General features: G+C 53.6%; 22 protein-coding genes. 12 read left to right on the top strand and 10 right to left on the bottom strand.

The window, feature by feature from the left end; genetic code table 11:
* Positions 1 to 15: 15 nt before the first annotated feature.
* Positions 16 to 651, bottom strand: a complete 636-nt coding sequence (locus KV190_RS03165) for a Uma2 family endonuclease (protein ID WP_460194560.1) — start codon at positions 649 to 651, stop codon at positions 16 to 18.
* 136 nt (positions 652 to 787) lie between these two features.
* On the opposite strand from KV190_RS03165, the gene KV190_RS03170 reads away from it, so the two are divergent.
* From KV190_RS03170 to KV190_RS03180, 3 genes are all read left to right on the top strand, one after another.
* Positions 788 to 1603, top strand: coding sequence for an FAD-dependent thymidylate synthase (locus KV190_RS03170; protein WP_460194561.1), 816 nt, complete (start codon positions 788 to 790; stop codon positions 1601 to 1603).
* Positions 1604 to 1667: 64 nt separating this feature from the next.
* A complete protein-coding gene (locus tag KV190_RS03175) occupies positions 1668 to 1802 on the top strand; it encodes a hypothetical protein (protein ID WP_256468078.1) in 135 nt (44 codons plus the stop codon).
* 32 nt (positions 1803 to 1834) lie between these two features.
* On the top strand, positions 1835 to 3457 hold the full coding sequence (locus tag KV190_RS03180) for an MBL fold metallo-hydrolase (RefSeq protein WP_460194562.1): 1623 nt from the start codon (positions 1835 to 1837) through the stop codon (positions 3455 to 3457).
* Here KV190_RS03180 and KV190_RS03185 read toward each other — a convergent pair.
* The 3 genes from KV190_RS03185 to KV190_RS03195 all read right to left on the bottom strand — a co-directional run bounded on the left by KV190_RS03185 (position 3454) and on the right by KV190_RS03195 (position 7304).
* Positions 3454 to 4872 (bottom strand): hypothetical protein, encoded by a 1419-nt coding sequence (locus KV190_RS03185; RefSeq protein ID WP_460194563.1) that lies wholly within the window; start codon positions 4870 to 4872, stop codon positions 3454 to 3456. The genes KV190_RS03180 and KV190_RS03185 overlap by 4 nt on opposite strands.
* Positions 4873 to 4945: 73 nt before the next feature.
* A complete protein-coding gene (locus KV190_RS03190) occupies positions 4946 to 6121 on the bottom strand; it encodes a PP2C family protein-serine/threonine phosphatase (protein ID WP_460194564.1) in 1176 nt (391 codons plus the stop codon).
* Positions 6122 to 6167: 46 nt separating this feature from the next.
* Positions 6168 to 7304, bottom strand: coding sequence for an ABC transporter permease (locus tag KV190_RS03195; RefSeq protein ID WP_460194565.1), 1137 nt, complete (start codon positions 7302 to 7304; stop codon positions 6168 to 6170).
* Between the two features lie 422 nt (positions 7305 to 7726).
* On the opposite strand from KV190_RS03195, the gene KV190_RS03200 reads away from it, so the two are divergent.
* From KV190_RS03200 to KV190_RS03210, 3 genes are read left to right on the top strand one after another with little or no spacing between them, the layout of a single operon-like run.
* A complete protein-coding gene (locus tag KV190_RS03200) occupies positions 7727 to 8128 on the top strand; it encodes an AbrB family transcriptional regulator (protein ID WP_460194566.1) in 402 nt (133 codons plus the stop codon).
* Positions 8109 to 8873: a pantothenate kinase gene (locus tag KV190_RS03205; RefSeq protein ID WP_460194567.1), complete on the top strand. Its 765-nt coding sequence runs from the start codon at positions 8109 to 8111 to the stop codon at positions 8871 to 8873. The genes KV190_RS03200 and KV190_RS03205 overlap by 20 nt, the downstream gene beginning before the upstream one ends.
* Positions 8873 to 9634 (top strand): carbon dioxide-concentrating mechanism protein, encoded by a 762-nt coding sequence (locus KV190_RS03210; protein ID WP_460194568.1) that lies wholly within the window; start codon positions 8873 to 8875, stop codon positions 9632 to 9634. The genes KV190_RS03205 and KV190_RS03210 overlap by 1 nt, the downstream gene beginning before the upstream one ends.
* On the opposite strand, the gene KV190_RS03215 is transcribed toward KV190_RS03210, so the two are convergent.
* The 3 genes from KV190_RS03215 to KV190_RS03225 all read right to left on the bottom strand — a co-directional run bounded on the left by KV190_RS03215 (position 9568) and on the right by KV190_RS03225 (position 12913).
* Positions 9568 to 10845, bottom strand: coding sequence for a BaiN/RdsA family NAD(P)/FAD-dependent oxidoreductase (locus KV190_RS03215; RefSeq protein WP_460194569.1), 1278 nt, complete (start codon positions 10843 to 10845; stop codon positions 9568 to 9570). The genes KV190_RS03210 and KV190_RS03215 overlap by 67 nt on opposite strands.
* Positions 10845 to 12593 carry a mechanosensitive ion channel family protein gene (locus tag KV190_RS03220; protein WP_460194570.1) on the bottom strand — a complete coding sequence of 583 codons (1749 nt, stop codon included), beginning with the start codon at positions 12591 to 12593 and terminating at the stop codon, positions 10845 to 10847. The genes KV190_RS03215 and KV190_RS03220 overlap by 1 nt, the downstream gene beginning before the upstream one ends.
* 83 nt (positions 12594 to 12676) lie before the next feature.
* Entirely contained in the window at positions 12677 to 12913 is a 237-nt protein-coding gene (locus tag KV190_RS03225) for a hypothetical protein (RefSeq protein WP_460194571.1), read from the bottom strand.
* Between the two features lie 260 nt (positions 12914 to 13173).
* Between KV190_RS03225 and aspS the strand changes: the two genes are divergently transcribed.
* A complete protein-coding gene (gene aspS / locus KV190_RS03230) occupies positions 13174 to 14979 on the top strand; it encodes an aspartate--tRNA ligase (protein WP_460194572.1) in 1806 nt (601 codons plus the stop codon).
* Here the strand turns inward: aspS and KV190_RS03235 are convergent.
* Positions 14976 to 15398, bottom strand: coding sequence for a gamma-glutamylcyclotransferase family protein (locus tag KV190_RS03235; RefSeq protein ID WP_460194573.1), 423 nt, complete (start codon positions 15396 to 15398; stop codon positions 14976 to 14978). The genes aspS and KV190_RS03235 overlap by 4 nt on opposite strands.
* A gap of 68 nt (positions 15399 to 15466) precedes the next feature.
* On the opposite strand from KV190_RS03235, the gene KV190_RS03240 reads away from it, so the two are divergent.
* Together KV190_RS03240 and KV190_RS03245 are read left to right on the top strand one after the other, a co-directional pair.
* Entirely contained in the window at positions 15467 to 16147 is a 681-nt protein-coding gene (locus KV190_RS03240; RefSeq protein WP_460194574.1) for a response regulator transcription factor, read from the top strand.
* Positions 16148 to 16151: 4 nt separating this feature from the next.
* Positions 16152 to 17396 carry a sensor histidine kinase gene (locus tag KV190_RS03245; protein ID WP_460194575.1) on the top strand — a complete coding sequence of 415 codons (1245 nt, stop codon included), beginning with the start codon at positions 16152 to 16154 and terminating at the stop codon, positions 17394 to 17396.
* Here KV190_RS03245 and KV190_RS03250 read toward each other — a convergent pair.
* Complete coding sequence (locus tag KV190_RS03250) at positions 17389 to 17505, bottom strand: MarC family protein (RefSeq protein ID WP_460194576.1); 117 nt, start codon at positions 17503 to 17505, stop codon at positions 17389 to 17391. The two genes, KV190_RS03245 and KV190_RS03250, sit on opposite strands and share 8 nt — an antisense overlap.
* Positions 17506 to 17748: 243 nt before the next feature.
* Positions 17749 to 18186, bottom strand: a complete 438-nt coding sequence (cynS, locus tag KV190_RS03255) for a cyanase (RefSeq protein ID WP_460194577.1) — start codon at positions 18184 to 18186, stop codon at positions 17749 to 17751.
* Between the two features lie 252 nt (positions 18187 to 18438).
* Between cynS and KV190_RS03260 the strand changes: the two genes are divergently transcribed.
* Genes KV190_RS03260 through KV190_RS03270 form a run of 3 tightly spaced genes read left to right on the top strand, consistent with a single transcriptional unit; the run spans position 18439 to position 21520 of the window.
* Positions 18439 to 19347 (top strand): LysR family transcriptional regulator, encoded by a 909-nt coding sequence (locus tag KV190_RS03260; protein ID WP_460194578.1) that lies wholly within the window; start codon positions 18439 to 18441, stop codon positions 19345 to 19347.
* Positions 19328 to 20380, top strand: coding sequence for an anthranilate phosphoribosyltransferase family protein (locus tag KV190_RS03265; RefSeq protein WP_460194579.1), 1053 nt, complete (start codon positions 19328 to 19330; stop codon positions 20378 to 20380). The genes KV190_RS03260 and KV190_RS03265 overlap by 20 nt, the downstream gene beginning before the upstream one ends.
* Complete coding sequence (locus tag KV190_RS03270) at positions 20381 to 21520, top strand: putative sulfate/molybdate transporter (RefSeq protein ID WP_460194580.1); 1140 nt, start codon at positions 20381 to 20383, stop codon at positions 21518 to 21520.

Here is a 21520-nt window from a genome sequence, read left to right on the forward strand (position 1 = left end):
TTATTAAATTAATTATTATTGACGGGCAAACTGTTGCCGCAGCCGTCGCAGCGCAGCTCCTGTGCCTTGGGTTGCCGCCTCTTCGAGGACAGTACTCATCAACTCTACTAAGTTAATTTCTGGAAAATAGCGGCTTTTGGATTGAGGGACATAGGTCTGGCCATCGAGGGCATAAATGCTCAAGCCCGTTGACTTGAAGAGCCACACTTCAGGAACGCGGTAAAGAAGGTAATCCTCAGCCGCTGTATAGGTAGTGACATCAATTTCAATCACCAAGTCGGGCGGCGGATCGGTTTGCCAATCAATACGGTCTTTGCCGACGGCTGCCGTCCAATTGTCAATATAGAAGCAATAGTCAGGCTCAATGCCGCCAATCTCAGGAATCTCCATGGTGATCGGTGTAAAGGCTTCGTAATTGCGCTCCTCACTATCCAGCAAAATTTTGACAACATCGGCAACGATATTCGCTTCACGGCCATGACGGGGTAAGGGACTCATGAGCAAAATTTCCCCCCGACGAAACTTGATGCGGGGAATCGAACCATCGCCACGGCTGTCGCGGAGGCAACAGTAATCTTGCCACGTACCGGGCATGCGTAGGACACTGCCAGGGGGAAGAATAATTTTGGCTGGAGAAACAACCGCATACATGGGAAAGTATATCCACAACAGGTCTAGTTCCACTGTGCCACAGCATCAAGGTTGACGCGCTTTGCGGTTGCGGATCGCACGGACGGTGTTCCCCTTGCACTAGCCTAGAAAAGGCAGAGATTCAGAAGAGACAAAGATGCAAGACGGGCGTGTGATTGCCGATTCGATTTCGCCAGCCGGGGTGCGCTTGGTGACGCTGCAACTAACGTATCCGCGTTTTATCCATAGTGAACTGCTCACCCATCGCGTGTTTTCCCGTAATTCCGCCAGTTCACGGGCAGTACCAGTCACAAAAATGATGGCGCAAGTAGAAGAGGATCCCGTGATTCCCTACCATTGGGGGCAAAACCAGCGGGGCATGCAGGCGCGCCAAGAGAGTGAGCACAAGGAGGCCGCAAAGGAAATTTGGTTGAAAACTCGCCTCGCGGTTCTGGAGGGGGCACGCCAACTCCATGAATTAGGCATTCACAAGCAGGTGGTGAACCGCATGCTGGAACCGTGGATGTGGATGCAAACGGTGGTGAGTAGCACGGAGTGGGAAAACTTTTTGCGTCTGCGCAACCACCCCGATGCCCAGCCCGAAATGCAAGCCTTGGCTAAGCTCATTCAGCATCTGCTGGAAACCCATGAACCGACACCCGTGGCTGTGGGGGATTGGCACCTTCCCTATATTGACGCCCATGAACGGGAACAATACAGTTTGGAGGAATGTAAGTATATGTCTGTGGCACGTTGTGCGCGGGTGTCCTACTATCTGCGGGATGGCCAACGCAGTGACCCCGCCTCTGATCTGGCGCTTTATCAACGCTTGGCAGGGGCAGAACCCAAGCACTTGTCTCCCCTAGAACACGTGGCTGAATGCATGGGCGATCGCCAGCCCTATGCCAATTTTGTGGGTTGGCGGCAGTTGCGTTACTTTGAGGAGAGAAAATCAGCACATGCCCGCGAATGATCCACGATACACTGAGTAGCAGAAGACACCATTGACTTAGTTGACAAGAGCGAGGAGCGCAGCCATGGACGTGGCCATTAACGTGAAACCCATTCTACTAGCCATTACGCCGGTGTTTATTTTGCTGTGTTTGGTCTTTGGCACCCGCAATGGCTTCTACGATACCGATAACTACCACGGCAACGGTTCTGCTCACTAAAGATAACTAAGGAGGGTGACTGTTCGTCATTCATGATCGAGTGCCTCAACTATGGGGTGGGTCACGCAGATGAGGGGGTGTGCATTGGCTTAGGAATTGGCACCTATCGGATTTTGCTGGACTGTGGTGTGCCGTCCCTTGATGTTTTGCCCCTTGATGAAATTGAACAGCATCCCTTTGACTTGGTGCTCTGTAGCCATGCCCACGCGGATCATGCCCAGAGTCTATTGGCACTCCATCGCCGTTTTCCCCATATCCCCATCTATGCCAGTGAGGTCACGACCCAGCTTTTGCCCCTCAATTGGCCGGATGAAACGGTTCCCCCCTTCTGTCGCGCCTTGCCTTGGCGATCGCCCGTTGAGTTTGGGGATGGCCTGACCGCCGAACTCTTTCCTGCGGGACATTTACCGGGGGCTGCGGTTTTTGCCCTCACATACCAAGACCCAAACACAGAGCAACCGCCCCTGAGCGTGGTCTATACTGGGGATTTTTTCCTGTCCCATACTCGCTTTACGGAAGGACTGCCCCTTGCAGATCTACGGGGATTGCAGCCGGATGTGCTGATCATTGAGGCCAGCTTGGGCACAGCGCGTCATCCCCACCGCCGTCAACAGGAAAACCAACTGGCAGAACGCATCCGCACAGCGGTTGATCAAGGCTACAATGTGCTACTGCCGCTGCCGCCCCTCGGTACGGCTCAAGAAATTCTCATCCTGCTGCGCAGTCATCATCTTTTTACAGGACAGCCGATTCAAATTTGGGTCACGCCAGCGATCGCTCGCGGCTGTGATGCCTACCTCACGGTTTTACCCCATTTACCCACGGCCATTCAAAATTTTGCCCAACACCAGTCCCTCTTTTGGGATCAGCGGGTCAAACCCCAAGTGCAGCCCTTGAGTGATTTGGCGCAAATTCGAGGCGAAGCCCCCACCATTGTCCTTGTGGAGGAGGATCAAGACCTGCGTCCCTACGTGGCCCAAGGGAGACGGCCTTGGCTGGTGCTCTACCCGCGTCTGCGCTATGGTCAGCCCTTTCGGGGCGGCAATCCTGCCTTAGCCAGATTACCCAATGTAGAGGTGGATACGTTTTTACTGTCTCTCCATGCCGATGGCCCTGCAACGACGCAACTCATTCACAATATTCGCCCGCAGCATGTGGTGCTGATCCACGGCGACCCCAACTACCTTGCCGATTTAGCCAGCCTGAATGAATTGAGCAATCGCTACCATCTGCACACCCCCACCAGTGGCTCAACGATTCAATTTCCCATTGGCCAACTGACGCTTTCGACGCCGAGTTCATTGGTGCAACTGGCCTATGAAGGGGAGGTGAGTGAGTGGAACGATGAAGCGATGATTCGCCTACCCGCGTCTATTACCACGGATCCGCGCTGGCGACGGCTAGCAGATACGGGCTTTGTCCTTGCCTCATGGCAGGGGGAGCAATTGCTGATTCGCGGCATGACCCCCAAGGAAGTGCTGGGTGGAACATCGGCTGCGATCGCCCCCGATCAGGAAAGCTGTTTTAATTGCCAGTTTTATCGGGGTCAGCGCTGCTGGAACGAAGCCTCTGCGCTCTACAACTTCAAAGTGGCACCGGAGGGCTATTGTCCAGCCTTTGAGCGGGCAGAGACACAACCGGAACCCGAAAGCTAAGCCACTTGGAGCTGCCGCCGCAGGGTGACCGTCGGACTTTCCGCGCCTGTTTTGGGGTCAATGGCGATCGCCATCAGGGCAATGGAACGCACACTCGCAGGCACGTCAATGTGAAGCACGGTTTGCCAGTAGTCCCCATAGCGATAAAAATCAAACTCCACGAGCCAGCGGGGGCCAGCAATCAACTCTCCTGTTTCGCCATTGGTGATCCACACTTTGACAGAGCAGCCCCGTTGGGTTGCCGGCAAATTTACCTTGAGGTGCAGCGGCGATACCAGTGGCTCCGGTGACAGCAGGAGCTGGGGGGGGGTCAATAGATAGCAACTCTCAGGATTCGTGGATACTGGCGGTGTGGGTTCAACGGGGGGCGCTAATTCCGCTAACTGTTGCAATCGCGACCAAAAGCGCTCTTGGCGATCGATGGGCAAATCCCGAGGCGGCGGTACAGTAACGGCAGATAGGGGCTGGCAAAAGCTGGGCAAATCGACAACAACAGGGGCTTTTACGGGCTTCAGTTGGGGCGGTAGGGAAAAGCCGCTCACTGGTACAGGTTCGAGGGTGCTATCCCCTAAGATGGGCAACTGCGGGCCAGTGGGGGTTTCGCTCTTCGGTGGGGTGGGTTGGGGGGGCGCAGAGACGGCAGGCATCTCCGGTGCCGGTAACACCGTAACCATAAAGGCTTGGACTTGGCGAAGATCGCTGTGCTCTAGGGGTTCGTTGGGCAGGAGGCGGGCTTCCCCCACCATGACTGGATAATCGGCCAAGGGGGTGAGTGTACAGTGAAACCCCCATTGCCCCTCGCGGGCGATCGCTGGCACTGAGTGCTCCTGCACCACATCGCGGGTGACGGGGTTACGCAAACGAATCACCACCGTACCCGGAACAGCAACCGTGCCCTCTAAAACCAACGTCTCATCGGCAAAGATTGTATAGGCACTTTGGGGCAGCTCAATCAGCGTCGTGGGCAGCTCAGCCGGGGCGGGTGCTTGCGGCTTAGGGGGTTCGGTAGCTTTCACTGGCTGCTCTGGAACCGCAGGAAAGGTTGCTGGTGCCGGCAAATCCCACTCTTCGCTTTGGGCAAGGACATCAAGGGCGATCGCAAACACCTCTGAATCCAGCACCCCCTCTTGGGCAACACGGCATTGAAATTCCCAACGCCCCGGCTGCAAATACGTAAAGGGCAGAATGCCCATAAGTCCTGTGGAACTGCTGCGGTGGGTGCGGCGTTGATAGCGTTGCTTCGGCACCCCTTGATCATCGTAAAGATGGGTAATTTGCACTTCCACCGAGGTTTCGGCAACCGGACAGCGCGCCATCAAGCGGTAACTGCCCTCCAAAACTTCCGCCGAGGGTGGCTCTAGGGGCAACCAAGCGCGATCGCCCTCCTTTTGCAGCAAAAACTCCCATCCGCCCATAGCTCATTTTCACTCTCCCACTGCTTAGGATATTGCACAGAAAAGGCCACATTATGCAATCTCAGATGCAAAGTTAGGCCGATGGAAAGGCCACTTGCACTAATGAAACATCATCACTGCCAAAGGCATCGGGGGCTGCATGGCTCTGCACTTGGGCAATCAACTGCGGCAACGCCGGCACAGGGTCTTGGGTGTGGGCAGCAATGAGCAACTCCCTAAAGGCTTCGAGACCCCAAACCCGATTGGCGGTTGTTTCAAACTCATAGATGCCGTCACTAAAGAGGTAGAGAACTGCCGAAGGGGGGACTTCAATCGTGGCTTGGCTAAAAGCCATGTCAGCAAACATACCAATGGGAATGCCCGGTGTCTTGAGAAGCGTCGCTCGCCACTCATCAGCCTCAGGAATGAGGAGCAGTGCCGGCGGGTGTCCACCACTGGCATAGGTCAACTGCCGCATTTGGCGATCGTACACGCCGTACCAAATCGTGAAATACTTCTCGTGCTGATCCGTCATTTGAAAGCCATTGTTGAGGGCTTCCAGAACTTGGGCAGGGTGCAGGTAGTCAAATGTGCCGCTGGTTTGCTCCCGCGTTGTGCTCCGCAGCAGGTTCAAGACCGAGACCGAAGGCAGAGCCGCCCCCAAGCCATGGCCTGAAACATCGAGAATGTAGAGCACTAAATAGCGATCGCCCACCCAAAAAAAGTCAAAGCAATCACCGCCCAACTGACTCGACGGTAAGAAGCAGTAGTTAATTTTGCAGGGCGCTTCTTGGGGAGCCGGCAAGAGCGATCGCACATAATCCGCAGCCTCGTGCAGTTCCGCCTCAAGGAGTTGTTTTTGCTTGAGCAGATCTTGGTTAAGTTGATAAAGGCGCAGACCCGCTTGAATCCGTGCCCGCAGTTCATTGGGGTCAATGGGCTTTGATAAGAATTCATCCGCCCCAGCATCCAAGCCCTGAATGCGATCCTCCAGTTCCCCCTTGGCGGTGAGCAGCACAAAAAAACTGCGGGAGAGTTCCTGATCCTGCTTGATTTGACGGCACACCTCTAGGCCATCCAGTTCGGGCATCATCCAGTCACAGATGATTAACGCCGGTTTCTCAGCGGTGGCGATCGCGATCCCCTCGCGGCCATGACTTGCCACAGATACCTGATAGCCTAGATCCTTGAGCCTTTTGCGCAGCAAGAGTCGGGTGGTGGGATCATCATCAATAACTAGAATTTGATAGCGCTGGCGATCGCCACTCATAGCCTAATTCTTAAAATCTCCCCCTAGTGTATCCCAAGGGTCTTGGCTATTTTTGTATCCGCTTGGGATCAAGGGCATCCCGCAGGCCATCGCCAACAATGTTGAAACACAGCACCGTCAGTACAATCAGTGTGGCGGGTGCCCAAACTAACCACGGCTGCAAGACTAAGATTGAGGCATTGGTTGCCAAAGAGAGCATATTGCCCCAAGAGGGATCCGGCTGCTGAATGCCTAGACCAATGAGACTGAGTACCGATTCCGCCACAATAAAGCTGGGAATCGAGAGCGTTGCCGCAATAATCACGTAGGTCGCTGTCTGGGGAATGATGTGCCGCACAATAATATAGAGCGATCGCCCCCCCATCACCTGCGCCGCTTGGACAAAGGCCATTTCTTTAATCCCCAGCACCTGACCGCGAATCACCCGTGCTAGCCCTGCCCAACTGACAAACGAGGTGATCACGGTAATTAGCAAAAATCGCTCACCACTACTGAGTCCCACAGGGAGTACTGCCGCCAAGGCCACCAGCAGATAGATAGTCGGCAGCGTCATCAGCACCTCAACACCCCGCATCAACACTGCATCGAGCCAGCCGCCAAAGTAGCCAGAAATCGCCCCCACCAGAATGCCAATTGGGAAGGCGATCGCCACCCCCACAAGGCCAATACTGAGGCTAATGCGGGCACCAAAGAGCAGCCGACTCAACTGATCGCGTCCTTGGTCATCCGTGCCCAACAGATTCAGATAGCCCTTGCCCACCGTGCCAAAGAGATGGCGATCGCTGGGGAACCCTGCAAAGATCGTACGCGGTTCAATTTGCGGATTGGTGAGACTCCAGCGGGTCGGTAGGGGCAGGGTAATTGCCAAGAAGCGATAGGGGCTGCCCTTGACAAAAAGGCGAATGGGTGAAGGTTCCTGCCAATCCACGATCAGAGGTCGTTCCCCCGTTTCTAAGCTCACAGGACCTAAGCGGGTGGGATAGACATGGGGACCGAGCCACTGACCATTGGGGGTGCGCCAGTAAATGCGGGTGGGGGGGAGCAGGGCACCATCCATTTGAAAGGCATAGGGACTATAGGGGGCAATAAAATCTGCGGCGATCGCCAGCAGGTACAACGTCAGCAACACCCCCAAACTGACCATCACTAAGGGATTGCGCCGCAACGTTTGCCAAGGGGTCATTCGTCACTCATCCGCTAGGGTACAGCCACTATACAGCCTTTTTTCTATCCTAGGGCTGCTCTGACAGACTGAAGGCCTACACGTATTCGGCGCTTTTAGAGAGGCACCGTGCTGTAGATAAGTTTGACTCAAAAATCAATAAGTGATAAATAAAACTTAACAAAGTAACACGAAATTACTTTTCTTGTTAAATAGATTCGGTATCACTATATGATTATATTGATTGCTTCAAACTAACATATTGTTAAAAAGAATACTTCCTGTTTCAAATAAAGTGGTAACTTGATTAAATCTAATGATTTCTAGTTAGATCATGCTCGCAGACAACCTTTTTCTCTCTCGTGTGGGTACCTGTTGATTAAAGAACAATTTAGTTGCTTTATTCATTTGAATAGCGTTCTGATAGAGGAAATATAGAGCGAATGGAAAAACCAAAGCCCCTAACTGGTAAAGCACTCTTGCAGCGATTAAGTGAACTGGATTCTGCATCCCGTAAAGAAGCCGCAAAGCTCTGTGGTTACTATCGCGTCACAAAATCCGGTGAGGTGCGTGTCAACTTAGGGAAATTTTACGAAGCGGTACTTGCTGCCGGTGGACTAGAAGTCCAGTCATCGGAAAAAGAAGTCAATGGTCAATCAGGACGGGGGCGATCGCCCTCCTATCGGGTGAAAGTGCACCAAAATGGTCAGATTGTCATTGGTTCTGCCTATACCAAAGCGATGAACCTAAAGCCGGGGGATACCTTCAAAATTAAGCGGGGGTATAAACATATTCATCTCTATCTCATCGATCCAGCAGAAGAGGATGGTGCCCCCACAGAGTAATCAATGGTTCGCCCTGATGATTGGCAATAGTCGGCAGCACTGGGCCCTCTTTACGGGTGAACACCTCAGCCGCACTTGGCACCTCACCCCTGAGGAATTGGCCTTTCATCCTGCCCAAGACTATCCCAACCTCCCCTGCTGGGGTGCGAGTGTTGGTTCTGTGCCCTTGCACCAAGTCTACCCGACGGCGATCGCCCTCACCCTCGAGGATATTCCCATTCCTCGGATGTACCCCACCCTAGGGATTGACCGTGCCCTTGCCCTCTGGGGAGCGCTTCAGGTCTATGGGGCGCCAGTGTGTGTCGTGGATGCGGGCACTGCATTAACCCTGACCCTAGCCAACGATCGCGGTGAATTTGCGGGCGGTGTGATTCTCCCCGGTGTTGGATTAATGGCGCGAGCACTAGCGGACTATACGACAGCGTTACCCTATGTGACACCTCCCCCAGAGCCACCCCCCCGTTGGGGCACCACCACCACCACAGCCATTGAAAGCGGTCTCTACCACGGCACTGCCGCCATGTTACACGCCTATCTGGGTGCCTTTTTTCAAGCGTTTCCCCAAGGTACGGTGATTGTGACCGGGGGCGATCGCCCCTTTATCAGTCAGCTATTGGGAACGTTTTTGGAGCCACACCGCTGGCGTGAAGACGATCATTTGGTTTTTTGGGGGATCCGCGCCCTCCGCAACCCAACCGTTAAGATAGAAATGCACCCAATGGAAAGGATTGACGAATTCCGCTAATGGAGCGACGGGATGACTTTACGGACTTAGCCTTGGGACTGGTGTCAGCCCAGAGCTTTCCGGCGATCGTGGGCATTGCCGATCATATGCTCAAATCCTCCGATGTCCTCCTAGTGGGCTATGAAAAAATTGGCAGTGGCCACTGTACCGCGATCGTGCGCGGGCGAATTGCCGATGTGCGTCTGGCTGTGGAAGAGGGCGCTGAGCGGGCGCAGCAGTTTGGTCAAGAACTCAGTACCTTAGTCATTCCCCGGCCTGACCCCAACCTCGAGAAAATTCTTCCCATTGGCAGTCTCCTCGCCCAGATTGCCTCTAAAAGTCGTGGCCATCGCCTCAGTAGCCACGCGGTTGGCCTATTGGAAACCCGAGGATTTCCAGCCATGGTGGGGGCAGCGGATGCCATGCTCAAAGCGGCAGATGTGATCCTGACGGCCTACGAAACCATTGGCGCCGGTTTGTGTACGGCCATTATTCGCGGCACGGCCTCCAATACCGCGATCGCCCTTGAGGCTGGGATGGCGGAAGCCGATCGCATTGGTGAACTCCATGCCGTGATGTTGGTGCCCCGTCCCCTTGAGGATTTGGATCAATCGTTGCCCTTGGCACCCGCCCTACAACGGGAACTGCAACCCCTGCGGCTACCCCTTACCCTCAAGCAAAAAGACACCGAACCCCTTGCCCTCCAAGGCGCGGCTCAAGACAGTGTGGCCGTGGAAGCGCCTGCCGAAACGGTGCCCGTCGAACCCTCTGCCAATCCCTGACCGGCAATCCAGCCCGTTGTCCACGCACTTTGCAGGTTAAAGCCCCCCGTCACCCCATCAATATCAAGAATTTCCCCTGCGAAGAATAGCCCCTCACAGCAGCGGCTGGCCATGGTCTTGAAGTCCACTTCCTTGAGAGCCACACCGCCACAGGTGACGAACTCCTCCTTAAAGGCGCCCTTGCCAGCGATCGCGAAGGTACCTCGGTGTAAGGCCTCCGCCAGAGCTAGCAGGTGTTTTTTACTGAGATGTGCCCAAGTTTGCTCAGCCGGAATCCCCACGCGGGTTGTCCAGTAGCTCCAGAGGCGACGCGGCAGCGGAAAGGGACAGTGGTTCGCGATCGCCCGCTTCGGGGTATGGCTACGACAGGCTGCCAACTCCCCTTGAATCTGCGGCAGCGATAGATGGGGCAGCCAGTTGATAACCAAGGTGCCGCGATAGTTCTGCGCTGCTAAGGCACGTGCCCCCCATGCCGAGAGTTTCAAGACCACCGGGCCACTCAAGCCCCAATGGGTGACGAGAATAGCGCCAGTTTGAGTCAAGGGCGGCTGCTGGGGTAGTTTGAGGGTCGCTTCCACGGGTTGGACACTGAGGCCTGAGCGCTCCTGCAAGAGCGGGTCATCAATTTGAAAGGTAAACAGAGAAGGGACGGGGGGAATAATCGTGTGTCCCAATTGTGCCGCCAAGCGATAGCCTTGGGCACTGCTGCCGGTGGCCAGAAGCACGCGATCGCCCACAAGGGGTTGAGGCTGCTGAGCAACCGTGACTTGAAACTCACTGCCCACTTTCACCATCTCCTTTACCGCCGCCCGCGTACGGATGCGAATGCCCAAGGCCGTTGCTTCCTGCACTAGACAGTTAATAATGGTTTCTGAATCATCACTGACAGGAAAGACTCGCCCATCGGCCTCGGTTTTCAATTTCACCCCCCGCGCCTCAAACCAAGCGATCGTGTCTTGGGGTTGAAAGCGACTAAAAGCACCACGCAAGGCCTTGCCGCCACGGGGATAGTGCTGCACCAATAGGGCTGGATCAAAACAATGGTGGGTGACATTGCAGCGACCACCGCCAGAGATGCGGACTTTGCTCAGCACCGTTGCTCCAGCTTCTAAAATCGTGACGCGATCGCGGGGATTAGCCGTCGCACAGGCGATCGCCCCAAAAAATCCAGCGGCACCACCGCCAATGACCAAAATGCGCTGACCTGCCATCAAGATTCCAAGGGAGAAGGATAGGTATTTTCATCGTTGCCGTTTTTGCCGTTGCGATCGCGCGCCAAATGAAGCTGTTGATGCAGCCGACCCACGGCAATCCCCTCTGCGGCCATCAAGTTGAGCACCCGCCGCCGAAACTCCCGCCCCACAGCCCATTGTTGTCCCGGTTGGGTTTTAATCCAAATGCGCACCAGTAAGCCACTGGCAGTAATCTGATCAATCCCTAGAACCTCTGGCCGCTCCAGCATCTTCAGTTGCCACTCCGGTTCTTCGTAAAAGTGGGTACTCAAGTCATTCAGCAACGATAACAGGCGATCGGGATTGGTCTCAATATCCACCCACAGTTCGAGATTAACCCGCGACCAAGTGCGGGTGAGATTGGCTACCTTGGTAATCGTACTATTGGGAATTGTAATCAGCCGACCCTCGGCATTGCGCAACTGAGTAATGCGCAAATTGAGATTTTCCACTAGGCCTGAGTAGGGTTCAATTTCCACCACATCGCCAATGCCGTACTGATCCTCCCAGACAATGAGCAGACCATTGATAATGTCCTTCACCAAGTTCTGTGACCCTAGGGAAATGGCCAAGGCTAAAAAGCCCCCCACAGCGAGAATGGAGGAAACAGGTACCCCTAAAGAACCTAAAATAACCACTAGTCGAATCAAATAAATGACAACGGTCTTAAAGCCGCGCATCACTTCCACAGTGGTACTAATCCGCAGGGTTTTACGCTGGGTATCGGCAAACTTGAGCAGATTATTTTGCTCCCAAAAGACACGAATGCGATCGAAGGCCAAGTCAGCAAATTGGTTGAGCAGCCCCGTGCCAAACCACACAACCATCCAAAGAATCGGCAAGCCATAGACTTGGGAACTGAGCCAGCGGGTCATGGGGAAGAGGCGCAGAATTGCTGCTAGGCCGAGTAGCCACAGAGCCACTTGTCCCCACAACAGTAAATAACGAACGAGACTAATTAGCTTGATGCGCTGCTTGAGAAAAAAGTGATGTCGCAGGTGGGGTAGAAGAGGCAAAACCCACTCCGGTTCCGTCGTTTGAGTGGTCACTGTGTCTAGTTGCCCTTGCAGATGCTTGCGTTGGCGGATCAAGAATCGCTGCACAATTAAAATGACGAAACTACCTGCACTTACCTTGACAAAGATCAAGACAGCTTCCTGAATTTGCGACATCAGGGCTGTGTCGGTGCGTTCCTGAATCGCTCGGTTCATCTGCTGTTGCAAAATGTCTCGCCACTGCTGGGCAAGGGTTTCAGGGGGCAGTTGATGGTAGTCGCTATCGGCCTCTGTCACCGTGAGGAGGCGAGTGGTGCGTTCCGCTTGGCCAATGCGGGCACTGATGACTAAAACATTATTGAGGCGAGCAACCCCAATATCGACTCTCGCCGGCGATCGCCGCCCATGATCAAGGGCAGTTTGGAGTACCCGCCGTAGGTTCGATTGAATCAAATCCGCTCGGACTTCAACGGGAATTGCATTACCGGGGTTATTGCGATCGCGAACCGTTGGCGCAGCAATTGTAAAGAGTGTATTGCCATCAAAGCGGACATCGGCAATTTCCAGCTCGCCAATGCGGGTGACGCCGGGGGGGGTGGGAGCAACTGTGGTTTGACTAATTCCCGGCAGAGGAACCTGAGCTACAGTTGACCAAGGAGAGAGAATGGCTAAAAAGAAAGTGATAAGGGCGATCGCACCCCATCGCCATAATCGTTGATATCCGTTGATCATTCGCACGTACTGATATTCTGCACGGCAACACTGCCCAAGACTATCCTCTCACCTTTTGAAGGATTGGCCTAACTTGAGGTTCCCTAGGGGCGATCGCCAAAGCTGCGGGGAGTGCAGTCGCTGGCCACATCGCGGATTAACGAAAGACGCGAGGAAATGTAGCGTTCCAGATGATAGCGCTGGTTGTGTTCTAGGGGATAAACGTCACTAAACTGCGTCACCAGCCACCCCTGTAGGGCGTGATCATCCATACTCAACAATCGTCCCACCTGTGCTTGCTCAACAAAGTGCCAGAACTGCCGGAGGAGAGAGGGGGTCATGCTTGCCCTCCTTTTAAGGTTTTCTTTAGATTTTGCCTATCTACTACCATACGTTGCCACTCGGAAATTGGGGTGCAATCTGCTGAAGCTGCAACTAAAGTTAGGGAATCCACATGAAGTCCTGTAAACTTCTGTTGCGGTTTCTAAAGTACAGCCCTCCTGCAAACCGGTCCTTCCTTGGGGATGCCCTGCTAACGGTAGGGCGGTGAGCCGCTAAAATAGTAAGGCTTTACCAACATACTCACAAATCATTGGGGTCTATGCGCACACACTACTGTGGCGATGTTCGGCTAACGGATGTCGGAACAACGGTCACCCTCTACGGTTGGGTTGATCGGCGGCGAGATCATGGCGGCGTGATCTTTATTGATTTGCGCGATCGCTCCGGCATTGTCCAAATTGTCAGTGATCCCCAGCGCACTCCTGACTCCTATGCTCAAGCCGATCGCCTGCGTAGTGAGTATGTGGTGAAAATTGTTGGCCGTGTCAGCAAGCGGCCTGCGGATTCAGTGAACCCGAAACTGGCTACGGGGGACATTGAGATCTACGCCGATCACATTGATGTCCTCAATACGGTGCGCCAACAACTCCCCTTTGCCATCTCCAGCACCGAGAATGAGCAAGTGCGAGAAGAGGTGCGGCTGCGCTACCGCTATCTTGATCTACGGCGGGAACGGATGGCACGGAATTTGCAGTTACGCCATCGCGTTGTCCAAGCCATGCGGCGCTTCCTAGAGGATGAGGCGGGCTTTATTGAGGTGGAAACTCCCATTCTCACCCGCTCGACTCCGGAGGGTGCCCGCGACTATTTAGTGCCCAGTCGCGTGAATCCGGGAGAATGGTTTGCCCTCCCTCAATCGCCGCAATTGTTCAAGCAGTTGTTGATGGTGGCGGGGTGCGATCGCTATTACCAGATTGCCCGCTGCTTTCGCGATGAGGATTTGCGAGCCGATCGCCAGCCAGAATTTACGCAACTGGACATGGAAATGAGCTTCATGGATCAGGATGAAATTATTGATCTCAACGAAGCGCTCATCTGCCACATTTTCAAAACTGTGAAGGGCATGGATCTACCGCGCCCTTTTCCCCGCCTGAGTTACCAAGAGGCCATGGATCGCTATGGCACTGATAAGCCCGATACCCGCTACGGCCTTGAACTGGTGGATGTCTCCGATATTCTGAAAGACTCTGGTTTCAAAGTCTTTAGTGGAGCGATCGCCCAAGGGGGCGTGGTGAAAATTTTGCCGATTCCCAATGGCAACGATCGCATCTCCAACGTGCGCATTAAACCCGGCGGCGATCTCTTCCAAGAAGCCACCACTGCCGGCGCCAAAGGACTAGCCTATATCCGCGTTCGTGACAACGGCGAGATTGATACCATTGGTGCCATTAAGGACAATCTCTCCCCAGAGCAGAAAGCCACGCTCCTCGAGCGCACGGGTGCCGAGCCGGGGCATCTCCTCCTCTTTGGGGCAGGGGACACTGCAACGGTAAATAAAACCCTTGATCGCCTGCGCCAGACCATTGCCCGTGAATTTGACCTCATTGATCCGACGGCAACCCATCTCCTGTGGGTCGTTGATTTCCCCATGTTTGAGTGGAATGCCGAGGAAAAACGCCTTGAGGCGCTGCACCACCCCTTCACAGCACCCCATCCCGCCGACCTTGAGGATCTCAAAACTGCCCGTGCCCAAGCCTACGATCTGATCTTCAACGGCTACGAAGTGGGCGGCGGCAGTCTGCGCATTTATCAACCGGAATTGCAGCGGCAAGTTTTTGAAACCATTGGCCTTGATGAAGCGGCTGCCCAAGAAAAATTTGGCTTCCTTTTAGAGGCCTTTGAATTTGGAACGCCACCCCACGGCGGTATTGCCTATGGCTTGGATCGCTTAGTCATGCTCCTTGCCGGGGAAGATTCGATTCGCGATACGATCGCCTTCCCGAAAACCCAGCAGGCGCGTTGCCTTCTCACCGGTGCTCCCAGCAGCGTCGAACCGCAACAACTCAAGGAACTCCATGTGACGCCTGCCAAACCCGCAAAAACCACCGCTAAAACCAAAGCCTAGGCACGTAGATCCGTTAGCCGATTCCACACCCCCTCTGGCAACCATTCGCCGTTGACATCCCGCACCCGCTCAGTGCTCATAATGTAAGCCCATGCTGTGCCCAAGGGTTGATGATTCAAGTCATACACTGGCACCTCTTGGCGATGGTAGGCATTCACTTCGGGAGCCAAGTTGGGGTTATAGCCTTCAAAGGCATCCAGCCGCGCCAATACACTGGGGGGTGGATCATTAAAGATCAGTAACTCCCCCTGCACCCAACCTTCCTCAGCCGTCAGACCGGGATACCCCATCGGTAGGTGATAAAGGCGGCCTCTCACCAGCGCTGGTTGATGGGCACTTAGCCAAGGCCGACAGAGGATGTCATGGGGTTGATAGCCGGGTTTGAGGGTGCCGTAGACAAAAAGGCGCAGGGGCGTCACTCGTCAATGAGGGTTGATTTTAGCCACAATACAATTTAAGCCTAGTCAATTTGGCAAGGGCAAGGGCAATGAAAATTCTCATTGTTGAAGATGACCCCCGCATTGCAGCACCGTTGGCGAAGGATTTACGACATCAACACCACACTGTTGATATTGCCGAGGATGGCCTGAGTGGCTGGGACTATGCCCAAGCAACTGCCTATGACCTCATTTTGCTCGACTTAATGCTACCCCGCCTAGATGGCATCACCCTTTGTCAACGGTTGCGGGCGGTAGGTTGTCAGGCACTGATTTTGATGTTGACCGCCAAGGATACAACCACCGATAAAGTCATTGGCCTAGATGCGGGTGCTGATGATTACCTTGTCAAACCCTTCAAGTTGGAAGAGCTGGCGGCACGGATTCGGGCACTGCAACGCCGCAGTCGTGAACTGAAACCCCCTGTGCTGTGTTACGGGGCACTGCAATTGGATCCGGCGAGTCAGATGGTAACGTACGATCAAACGGTGCTCTCTCTTACCCCCAAGGAATATCTACTTCTAGAGCATTTTCTGCGGCATCCGGGGCAGGTCTTTAGTCGCACAGCCCTCCTAGATAAACTCTGGACATTCGATCAAGAGGCTGGTGAAGGCACTGTCAAAACCCACATCACCAATCTGCGGCATAAGCTGAAGGCAGCGGGTTGCTCCCAAGAACTGATTGAAACGGTTTATGGTGTTGGCTATCGTTTTGTGCCCCCCCACGTCTAGCCCAATGTTTAGCCATATTCGCCGCCGCCTACTGTTCTTTAATCTCCTCGTGTTTGCAGTCGTCCTTGGGGGGTTTGCGATCGCTGTCCGCGTGGTCTTTGTTCACAATCTCAGGGAGCAACTCACCAATCGTCTCGTTGCCGTTGCCCAAGGCGCTGCTGCTAATGCTGATATTGAGAATGGTCAGCTCAAGATTGAGGAGCACGGTTTGCCCCATGAGCTAAAAAAGCAAGCAGAAACCTTGGAGTGGTTTGATGCCCACGGCCGACTTCTCAAGCAAGAGGGCGAAGCACTTCCCTACATCCCACTCAATCCAAAGGTTACGGTAGCTATTCACACCCATGATCCCCCTTTGCAGTTAGTCACACTGCCAATTTTGCGCGAGGAAACCAACGAAATCATTGGCTACATCCGTATTAGTCAAGAATTGGATGAATTTAATGAGACGATTTGGCAATTCGATACTGGTCTCATTGTCGGGGTGATCACAGGCATCCTTCTTAGTGCTATGGGCAGTCTGTGGCTCAATCGCCAAGCCATGCAGCCTATTGAAGCAAGTTTTGAACGGTTGCGACAGTTTACGGCCGATGCCTCCCATGAACTCCGCAGTCCCCTGATGGCTATTTCCAGTAATGCGGAAGTTGCCCTCAAGTACGATGAGGGAATGCGACCAGAGGATCGGGAAGTCCTAGGGGCGATCGCCAGCGCCACGGATCAAATGACCCGCCTCATTGACGACTTGTTGATTCTGGCAAGAACTGATCGTCAACAGCCAATAGCTATGCGGACGATCAACCTCTCAGAGACCTTGGCACAATTAATTCAACTCTATAAACCACAGGCACAGCAACAGCAAATTAGCCTAGAGTTTAGTACCGATCCTCAACTACTGCTGCGGGGCGATGAAGCGGCTCTCATACGGGCTTTCACCAACCTTCTACAAAATGCACTGCGCTACACGCCTGAGGGGGGCAAAGTGAGTGTGACCGCCAAGCGTCTCATGCACTATATTCAAGTGACTATCGCTGATACGGGTATTGGTATTGCGCCTGAGCACCTCAGTAAAATTTTTGAGCGCTTTTGGCGAGCAGATCCGTCGCGTCATTATGTGGATGGGGGAGCAGGGTTAGGCCTGTCTATTGTCCAAGCAGTTGTCCAAAGCCATGGCGGCAGCATTGATGTCAAGAGTCAAGTGGGTCACGGCACCTCATTTACCGTCAGACTCCCCCTCAGTCATTCACTTATTTGATGAAGGTGATCACGCCATCCGCAATGAGCTGTACCGCGATCGCTAAAATCAAAAAGCCCAAAATCCGATTGAGTACCCCTATTCCTGTTGTTCCTAAGCCCTTAATCAAAGGCTCCCCTAGAATTAAGCAAAGTAGGTAATAAAGCAGAAGTGTTGAATCCTGCAACAAAACTTAACATTCTAAGCCACACATAGCTCTGGCTGCCAATCAAAGCTCCAGTGCACTATCGTAGCTTGCGTGGCGCTAGCCATACACCGCCGACTCAGTTCTAGTTGTGCATATCGTAATCTAAAAGCTTCCTCACAAAGTATTCAGGTATATGCACTAGCTCTAAAATTAAAGCTGTAATGGCTACCACTTTTTATAGGGCAAGAACTTACCGTTCATGATCACTTTAACCCTTGCACCAGCGGGATCCTCTATCTTTTCAACATCTAGCGTGAAATCAATCGCACTCATGATTCCATCCCCAAATTTCTCTTGAATCACGTCCTTGAGGGGCAGACCATAGACTTGCATGATTTCGTAAAAACGGTATATCAGGGGATCAGTGGGCACCGTAGGACCTAAACCTTTAACGGGATAAATCATTAGTTCAGCCAATTCGGATTCTGGCAGTTCTAGAGCGGTTGATAATTGCTTGACTTGGTCGGCTGTAGCCGTTGCTTGACGATAAAAAAGTGCTGCTGTGAATACCTCACTTTGACCAATCAGTTTACCTAATTCAGCGAAAGTGAGACCCTTCTCCTGCTTGGCTTTTAGGAGCTTGACAGTGATCTCTGGAATCATTATTGGTACACACCACTTGCAAAAAGAACATTTTTAAGCCTCTAGGGAAAGAGACGAGATTTCTGTATCTTTGGTAACAATTTTCAATCATCGGGATTAATGCTGGAACCAAGAAGGTATGCTGTAGGACATTTTCAAGAAACTGTATCAATCAACACCCTTTACCATGCGAAAGTTGCATAAGATTGAGAGCCACAAGAGCCACAATTGCATCAATAGACATAGACGCAGAGGGAGAACACAGCAGGCATTATGCGACTTGATCAGTTGCAATCCTTTTTAGCTGTTGCTGAGACAGGGAGTTTCCAAGCGGCAGCGCGGCGGTGTGGGGTGACGCAACCCACCATTAGTCGGCAAATTCAAGCTTTAGAGGAAAGTTTGGGAATTCAACTGCTGCACCGCTCGAACCGTGCCAAGTTAACTGTGGCGGGGGACTTGTTTTTTCGCCGTGCCCATCGCATCTGTCAGGAATGGCAAGCCGCTAGTGCTGAACTCAAAGCCATGCAAAATGGCCAGCAGCAGGAACTCTGCATTGCTGCGATTCACTCCATCTGCCGCTACTTTTTGCCCACGCTGTTGCCAAGGTTTTGTCAGGCTTTTCCCCAGATGCAGTTGCGGGTAACTGCCCTCGGCAGCGATCGCGCCCTTAAAGTGTTGCAGGATGGCTTAGTGGATCTAGCGATTGTCATGGGCGATCGCCATCTCTTCAAACAGTCGGAATGGGTGATTGAACCGCTGTACAGTGAACCTGTGCAAGTGCTGATGGCGGCTGAACATCCCCTCGCTGTTAATGAGACTTTGACATGGCAAGAACTAGCTCGCTTTCCCCATGTGGTGTTTAAGGATGGCTATGGTATGCGCCGCTTGGTAGCTGAGGAATTTAGCCGTCGGGGGTTACCTTGGCAACCCGCTCTTGAACTCAATACCCCGGATGCCTTTATTGCCGTTATTCGCGAAAGTGAGATGCTGGCTTTGCTCCCCCGCTCGGCACTGAAAGAGGCGCTCCACGATCCCACCCTAGTGATCCGTGATCTGGCGACACCACCGCCCCCCCGTCAAGTATTGGCCATTACCACCCGCGATCGCCTGAGCTTACCGCCCGTTGCCCAGTTGCTTACGTTGATCCGCCAGCAGGCTGCCCATGAGTCCTCTCTTTCGTGATCTTCTTAAAAAAGTCGGCAGTGGTGCCCACACCCATAAAGATTTGAGCCGTGCTGAGGCAGCCCTAGCGTTGCAACTGATGTTGGAGCAGGTGGCAACCCCCGCCCAAATTGGCGCCTTTCTCATTGCCCATCGGATTAAGCGACCCACCCCGGAAGAGATGGCGGGTATGCTCGATACCTACAACGCGATGGGGCCGAAAATTCCAGCGCTTGAGACCAGTAGCCCAGTGATGATCCTCAGTCAGCCCTATGATGGTCGCGATCGCACGTTTCCCCTGAGTCCTCTAACAGCATTGGTTTTGGCGGCGGCTGGGATTCCAGTACTGCAACACGGGGGCGATCGCATGCCCACCAAAGAAGGGGTTCCCCTTATTGATCTATGGCGTTGCTTAGGGGTGGACTGGTCAACCCTGACCCTAGAACAAATCACCCACTGCCTAGAGCAAACGGGTTTAGGTTTTGTCTATCTCCCGCGTCATTTTGCCGCCGCCCAAGGGCTAGTCCCCTACCGTGAGCAAATTGGTAAACGTCCCCCCATTGCCACATTGGAATTAATCTGGAATCCTTATCAAGGGCGCAGTCACCTCGTAACAGGGTTTGTCCATCCGCCGACGGAAGGGATTATGCGGGATGCCCTCTATCTCCATGGTGTTCAGGAATTTACTACCGTCAAAGGTCTTGAAGGCAGTTGTGATTTGCCCCGCGAACGCACCGCGATTATCGGCCTCGCCCGTGATCAAGACCCGCCTTGGCAACGCCTGCGTCTCCATCCCCAAGAGTATGGTATGGCCAGCAGTAATGTGCCTTGGCCAGAGGAGACAACGACCGCTACAAAAATGATGGCTGCCGTTTTAGCCGCTGAGGAGCAACCCCTCACCACCTCTGTGATCTGGAATAGTGGATTTTACCTGTGGCAAGGGGGCAAAGCCGAGAGTCTCCATTCCGGACTCGCACTCAGCAGTGAGTTGCTTCGCAGTGGTCGGGTGGCTCAACACCTACAGAAATTGCAAACCATTCTGGAGCAGGTCTAGGTGTTGCGGGAGCGACTGCGCTTTAATTGGCAAGAACTCAGTGGCAGTTTTGGCGATTTGGGTACGGATTTGCCCCTATTGGTGGGGATGATCATGGCTGCCCAGTTGGATAGTGCTAGTGTCTTCACTGTGTTTGGCGTAGCACAAATTCTCACGGGGGTACTCTATGGCCTTCCCATGCCGATGCAACCCCTCAAGGCCATGGCGGTGATTGTGATGACGGAAAAACTCAGCGGCTCCATCCTTTGGGCAGGGGGGTTAATGGTGGGAGCGATGATGCTGGTGTTGACGCTCACAGGGATCCTGACCCGACTGGCTCGCTGGATTCCCCAACCGGTGGTGCGGGGCTGTCAATTGGGCTTGGGACTATCTTTGGCCGCCGTTGCCCTCAAAACCTATCTACCCACGGGTGATACCTTTGGTTATCTCCTCGGTGCCATTGGCTTTTTAATCTTGCTACTACTGCCGAAGGAACGGGGGGTACCCGCAGGGCTATTGGTGGTGCTGTTGGGTGTCGGCGTCGCTATCAGCCGGCTGCTGGCTGATCCAGAATGGCACTTAACTGTGGCTTGGCAGCTTCCCCACCTGCAGCCTTTAGAGCCTCAGGCCTTGATTCCCGGACTCTTGATATTGGCACTGCCGCAGTTGCCGCTGTCGATCGCCAATGCAGTGATTGCAACCCAGCAAACTGCCCACGATCTCTTTCCCGATCGCCCCCTCTCGATTCGCCAAATTGGCCTCACGTATAGCCTCACCAACTTGATCGTGCCCTTCTTTGGTGGCGTCCCCCTCTGCCACGGCTGTAGCGGTTTGGCAGGACACTATGCCCTAGGTGCCCGTACGGGTGGCGCAGTGGTGATCTATGGCAGCCTCTATCTTGTCTTGGGTCTCTTTTTTGGTTCTAGTGTCGATAAACTGCTGGAAATTTTTCCTCTCTCGATTTTGGGGGTGATTCTTTTATTTGAAGCGTGGGTACTGATGAGCTTTATTAAAGACCAAGCCGCCATGCCCGAAAATTGGATGATTACGCTCTTGGTGGGGGCGATCGCCCTCAGTGTGCCCCAAGGCTTCTTAGTGGGTACCCTTGTTGGTACAACGCTGTACTACCTTGGCAAAAAGATGCCGCTACAACTGTCCTAG

Source organism: Thermosynechococcus sp. FA-CM-4201 (assembly GCF_054689355.1).

Coding starts and splice junctions, on each gene's coding strand:
- KV190_RS03205 (WP_460194567.1), top strand. CDS start 8,109: ATGGTGCCCCCACAGAGTAATCAATGGTTCGCCCTGATGATTGGCAAT.
- KV190_RS03225 (WP_460194571.1), bottom strand. CDS start 12,913: ATGACCCCCTCTCTCCTCCGGCAGTTCTGGCACTTTGTTGAGCAAGCA.
- KV190_RS03210 (WP_460194568.1), top strand. CDS start 8,873: ATGGAGCGACGGGATGACTTTACGGACTTAGCCTTGGGACTGGTGTCA.
- KV190_RS03180 (WP_460194562.1), top strand. CDS start 1,835: ATGATCGAGTGCCTCAACTATGGGGTGGGTCACGCAGATGAGGGGGTG.
- KV190_RS03170 (WP_460194561.1), top strand. CDS start 788: ATGCAAGACGGGCGTGTGATTGCCGATTCGATTTCGCCAGCCGGGGTG.
- KV190_RS03175 (WP_256468078.1), top strand. CDS start 1,668: ATGGACGTGGCCATTAACGTGAAACCCATTCTACTAGCCATTACGCCG.
- KV190_RS03215 (WP_460194569.1), bottom strand. CDS start 10,845: ATGGCAGGTCAGCGCATTTTGGTCATTGGCGGTGGTGCCGCTGGATTT.
- KV190_RS03260 (WP_460194578.1), top strand. CDS start 18,439: ATGCGACTTGATCAGTTGCAATCCTTTTTAGCTGTTGCTGAGACAGGG.
- KV190_RS03245 (WP_460194575.1), top strand. CDS start 16,152: ATGTTTAGCCATATTCGCCGCCGCCTACTGTTCTTTAATCTCCTCGTG.
- KV190_RS03265 (WP_460194579.1), top strand. CDS start 19,328: ATGAGTCCTCTCTTTCGTGATCTTCTTAAAAAAGTCGGCAGTGGTGCC.
- KV190_RS03200 (WP_460194566.1), top strand. CDS start 7,727: ATGGAAAAACCAAAGCCCCTAACTGGTAAAGCACTCTTGCAGCGATTA.
- KV190_RS03185 (WP_460194563.1), bottom strand. CDS start 4,872: ATGGGCGGATGGGAGTTTTTGCTGCAAAAGGAGGGCGATCGCGCTTGG.
- KV190_RS03220 (WP_460194570.1), bottom strand. CDS start 12,593: ATGATCAACGGATATCAACGATTATGGCGATGGGGTGCGATCGCCCTT.
- KV190_RS03190 (WP_460194564.1), bottom strand. CDS start 6,121: ATGAGTGGCGATCGCCAGCGCTATCAAATTCTAGTTATTGATGATGAT.
- KV190_RS03195 (WP_460194565.1), bottom strand. CDS start 7,304: ATGACCCCTTGGCAAACGTTGCGGCGCAATCCCTTAGTGATGGTCAGT.
- cynS (WP_460194577.1), bottom strand. CDS start 18,186: ATGATTCCAGAGATCACTGTCAAGCTCCTAAAAGCCAAGCAGGAGAAG.
- KV190_RS03165 (WP_460194560.1), bottom strand. CDS start 651: ATGTATGCGGTTGTTTCTCCAGCCAAAATTATTCTTCCCCCTGGCAGT.
- aspS (WP_460194572.1), top strand. CDS start 13,174: ATGCGCACACACTACTGTGGCGATGTTCGGCTAACGGATGTCGGAACA.
- KV190_RS03240 (WP_460194574.1), top strand. CDS start 15,467: ATGAAAATTCTCATTGTTGAAGATGACCCCCGCATTGCAGCACCGTTG.